The sequence below is a fragment of the Streptomyces boluensis genome (assembly GCF_009908195.1).
Classification (GTDB): domain Bacteria; phylum Actinomycetota; class Actinomycetes; order Streptomycetales; family Streptomycetaceae; genus Streptomyces; species Streptomyces boluensis.
On sequence record NZ_JAAAHS010000520.1, the window covers coordinates 1 to 4,380 of the forward strand.

The following is a 4,380-nucleotide window of genomic DNA, read 5'->3' on the forward strand; positions in this document are numbered from 1 at the left end:
CCCCCCCACAGGAGGCAGCAGTGCACCGCTCCACGCGCAAGGCCAGAAACAGGTGTCTCAGCGCGGCCGTCGCCGCGTTCGCCGCGGGCGCGCTCGCGTTCGCCGGCACGGCCACGCAGGCCGGCGCCGCGGGTGTCGACGAGGCCGGGTTCCAGGTCGCCGTCGGCGCCGAGGCCGTACCGAAGCACGCCGTCACCGGGTACTGGCAGAACTTCAACAACGGCGCCACCGTCCAGAAGTTGGCCGACGTCCAGGACGACTACGACATCATCGCCGTCGCCTTCGCGGACGCCACCGGCACTCCGGGCCAGGTGAAGTTCAACCTCGACTCGGCCGGGCTCGGCGGGTACACGGTCGACGCCTTCAAGGCCGACATCAAGGCCAAGCAGGCGGCCGGCAAGTCGGTGATCCTCTCGGTCGGCGGCGAGAAGGGCACGGTCGCGGTCAACGACGCGGCCTCGGCGGCGGCGTTCGCGGACTCCGTGTACGCGCAGATGCAGGAGTACGGCTTCGACGGGATCGACATCGACCTGGAGAACGGCCTCAACTCCACGTACATGGCGCAGGCCCTGAAGTCCCTCGCCGCGAAGGCACCCGGGCTCGTCATCACCATGGCGCCGCAGACCATCGACATGCAGTCGCCGCAGAACGAGTACTTCAAGACGGCCCTCGCCATCAAGGACATCCTGACCGTCGTCAACATGCAGTACTACAACAGCGGTTCGATGCTCGGCTGCGACGGCAAGGTCTACTCGCAGGGCACGGTGGACTTCCTGACCGGCCTGGCCTGCATCCAGCTGGAGAACGGCCTCGCCCCGTCCCAGGTCGGCATCGGCACCCCCGCTTCCGCGAAGGCTGCGGGCGGGGGTTATGTGGAGCCGTCCGTGGTCAACGCGGCCCTCGACTGCCTCGCGAAGGGCACGAACTGCGGTTCCTTCAAGCCGTCGAAGACGTACCCGGATATTCGCGGTGCGATGACGTGGTCGACGAACTGGGATGCGGTGGCGGGGAGTTCTTGGTCGGGCGCGGTGGGGCCACACGTGCACGGTCTGCCGTAGGCGACGCTCCTCAATCGCCGGAGGGGCTCAATTTTGAGCCCCTCTGGGGGTACCTCCCAGCGGTAGCTGGGGGAGATTGAGGAGGCCCGTCCGGCAGGACAAATTCGGGAAGGGGCGGGGCGGGGAAAGGGAACTACCAAGGCAACTCCCGCACCTGCTGCACGCACAACACCAGAAACAGCAACCCCGCCCCCGCCAACATCCCATTACTCACAAGCCCGTTCCGCCACTCCCGCGGCGTCCGAGAGGAATTGAGCAACCACAGCAACGTCAACGCCAGGAACGGCATGAAGAACGCCCCGAGCACCCCGTAAGCGAGAACAAGCCCGAACGGCTGGTCCAGCCACAGCAACCCCATCGGCGGGAACGTCAGCCACAGCATGTACGCGCGGAACGGCCAGGACTTCTCCCGGCGCCCCTGCGCGACCTCGGCGACGCCGTTCTCCTGGACTCCCTTGCGGCCCCGCTGGATCCGCTCCACGAAGTCCGCGAACATCAGGCTCACGCCGTGCCACACGCCGACAAGGGCGGAGAACGACGTGGCGCAGAAGCCGATGAGGAACAGCTTGGCGGTGATGGGCCCGAAGCGCTGCTCCAGGATGCCGCCGAGTTCGAGCAGCCCCTGGTCGCCGGAGGCGAGCGCGAGGTGTGAGGCGTACAGCAGCTCGGCGCCGATGATCAGCATGGCGACGACGAAGACACCGGTGGTGAGGTACGCGACCCGGTTGTCGAGGCGCATCATCTTCAGCCACGAGATGTCGGTCCAGCCCTTGGAGTTGATCCAGTAGCCGTACGCCGCCATCGTGATCGTGCCGCCGACGCCGCCGATCAGGCCGAGGGTGTAGAGCAGCGAACCGTCCGGCAGGATCGGGGCGAGTCCCGCGAACGCGGCGGGCAGGTCGGGGGCGACGCGGATCGCGACGTACACGACGATCAGGAACTTGATCCCGATGAGTACGGTCATGATCTTCTCGAACTGCGCGTACCGGTTGAACCACACGAGGGCCAGGCCGATCACGCCGGCCGCGATCGCGAAGGTCTTGAGGCCGCCGGGCACTTCGGGGAAGAGCGCGGCGAGCGGAAGGGCCGTCGAGGACATCGCGGTGGCGCCGTAGATGAAGCCCCAGATCACCACGTAGACGCCGAAGTAGACCGTGGTCCAGGGGCCGAGGCTGCGCCAGCCGTCGAGCATGGTGCGGCCGGTGGCGAGGTGCCAGCGGCCGGTCGCCTCGGCGAGGGAGATCTTCACAAGGCAGCCGATGATCGCGGCCCAGAGCAGGGTGTAGCCGAACTTGCTGCCCGCGATCAGCGTCGCGACCAGGTCGCCCGCGCCGACCCCGGTGGCCGCGACCACGATGCCGGGCCCGATCTGCCGCCAACTCGCCCTGCGCATCTGGGTCTTGGACCCGTCCTGCGTCACGCTTCCGGTGCTCTCCGCCATACGCCCGCCTCCGCGCGATCCGGGGCTCGCCCCCGAGTACGTCGTGATCGTGGTCACCAAAGCGCGAACCCGCAGTTCGCACAAGGGGTTTGACCGACGCCCCCCTTGACCACACCTGGGACCCCTTGACCGGGTCATGCCAGGGGCCCACGATGAGCCCGCACACAGGTACCGCGTGACCGCATAACGCACACGCGCGCGCGCTCGCCGGTACCGGACTGAGCAACCCCCCACATTTCAGGAGACGTCATGCGAATTCGCATACGTGGAAAACGCTCCGCCGCGCTGGCGGCGTTCATAGCGGTGGCCATCGCGGCCCCGCTGACCGCCAACGCCGCACCGCCGGGCGACGATCCGAAGCCCCGCGCCGAGGCCGCCGCCACTGCCGACACGGATCGCATCAGGCAGTACGAGATCCACGGGCCCTCGACCCCCGCCGACCGTTCGAAGATCGCCGCGGCCGGGGTCTCGGTGGACGAGGCCAGGGACCACTCCGTGGTCGTGTCCGCGACCGCGGCGCAGGCGAAGGCCCTGCGCGCCCAGGGTCATGAACTCAAGACGCTGCCCGGCCCGCCCGCGCGCACCTCCGGCAAGGCGGCCGAGCCGAAGGACTTCCCGTCGGACGACGCGAAGTACCACACCTACGACGAGATGACCGCGGAGATCGACAAGCAGATCGCCGCCCACCCGGACCTGATCAGCAAGAAGGTCATCGGCAAGTCCCACGAGGGCCGGGAGATCGTCGCGATCAAGCTGAGCGACAAGGTCGGCACCGACGAGGCCGAGCCCGAGGTCCTGTTCACGCACCACCAGCACGCGCGTGAGCACCTCACGGTCGAGATGGCGCTGTACCTGCTGAAGACCTTCGGTGACGGGTACGGCTCCGACGACCGCGTGACCAAGATGCTCGACGAGCGCGAGGTCTGGATCGTCCCGGACGTGAACCCGGACGGCGGCGAGTACGACATCAAGACCGGCGAGTACCAGAGCTGGCGCCTCAACCGGCAGCCCAACGAGGGCGGCGCGACCGGCACCGACCTGAACCGCAACTGGGCCTTCAAGTGGGGCTGCTGCGGCGGCTCCTCGGACGAGCCGGGCTCGGAGACGTACCGGGGTCCCAAGGCCGAGTCGGCGCCTGAGACGACGGTCGTCGCGGACTTCGTGCGCGGCCGGGTGGTCGACGGCAAGCAGCAGATCAAGGCGGCCATCGACTTCCACACGTACAGCGAGCTGGTGCTCTGGCCGTACGGGTACACCACCGACGACACCGCCGAGGGCCTGACCCAGGACGACCGGGACGCGCACGCCGCGATCGGCGAGAAGATGGCCGAGTCCAACGGCTACACGCCGCAGCAGTCCAGCGATCTCTACGTCACGGACGGGTCGATCGACGACTGGCTGTGGGGGGACCAGAAGATCTTCTCGTACACCTTCGAGATGTACCCGTCCTCTGCGGGCGGCGGCGGCTTCTACCCGCCCGACGAGGTGATCGAGAAGGAGACCAGCCGCAACAAGGACGCGGTGCTGCAGCTCCTGGAGAACGCCGACTGCATGTACCGCTCCATCGGCAAGGAGGAGGAGTACTGCAAGTGATCAACCCGGCTGGCCCGTACGGCCGTTGAGGTAGAACCCGAGGACCGGGGCGAGCTCGGCGAACCACTGCTGCAGCCGCTCCGGTCGCTTGGCGTCGACCATGCACTCCACGAACGCCCCGCTCGCGTGCGTCACGCCCACCCGCAGACAGGTGCCCTGGCCGGTGTAGTGGACGTTGCCGATCTCGGCCCAGCCGAACTCGGCGGTGTGCCCGTAGTTCTCGAAGCACACCCCGGCCACGTCCACGACGACGGCCCGGCCCCGGTCGGTGGCCAGGAAGTCCGGGCC

The 4,380-nt window shown here is 68.2% G+C and carries 3 protein-coding genes and 1 pseudogene; 2 read left to right on the forward strand and 2 right to left on the reverse strand.

Annotated features, from left to right (window positions below; translation table 11 throughout):
- Window positions 1-20: 20 nt before the first annotated feature.
- The gene (locus GUY60_RS35035; protein ID WP_161705345.1) at window positions 21-1,058 is read left to right on the forward strand and encodes a chitinase; all 1,038 of its coding nucleotides are present in this window, start codon (window positions 21-23) and stop codon (window positions 1,056-1,058) included.
- A 133-nt stretch (window positions 1,059-1,191) separates the two neighbouring features.
- Here the strand turns inward: GUY60_RS35035 and GUY60_RS35040 are convergent, their stop codons facing one another.
- The gene (locus GUY60_RS35040) at window positions 1,192-2,499 is read right to left on the reverse strand and encodes an Nramp family divalent metal transporter (protein WP_161705346.1); all 1,308 of its coding nucleotides are present in this window, start codon (window positions 2,497-2,499) and stop codon (window positions 1,192-1,194) included.
- 249 nt (window positions 2,500-2,748) lie between these two features.
- Here GUY60_RS35040 and GUY60_RS35045 point away from each other — a divergent pair, with 249 nt between their 5' ends.
- On the forward strand, window positions 2,749-4,092 hold the full coding sequence (locus GUY60_RS35045) for a M14 family metallopeptidase (protein WP_161705349.1): 1,344 nt from the start codon (window positions 2,749-2,751) through the stop codon (window positions 4,090-4,092).
- On the opposite strand, the pseudogene GUY60_RS35050 reads toward GUY60_RS35045, so the two are convergent.
- A pseudogene (locus tag GUY60_RS35050) lies at window positions 4,093-4,380 on the reverse strand (hypothetical protein); the annotation flags it as partial.

What these genes read in the sequence shown, in the direction of transcription:
- GUY60_RS35040 (WP_161705346.1), bottom strand. Translation starts at nt 2,499, where the DNA reads ATGGCGGAGAGCACCGGAAGCGTGACGCAGGACGGGTCCAAGACCCAG.
- GUY60_RS35045 (WP_161705349.1), top strand. Translation starts at nt 2,749, where the DNA reads ATGCGAATTCGCATACGTGGAAAACGCTCCGCCGCGCTGGCGGCGTTC.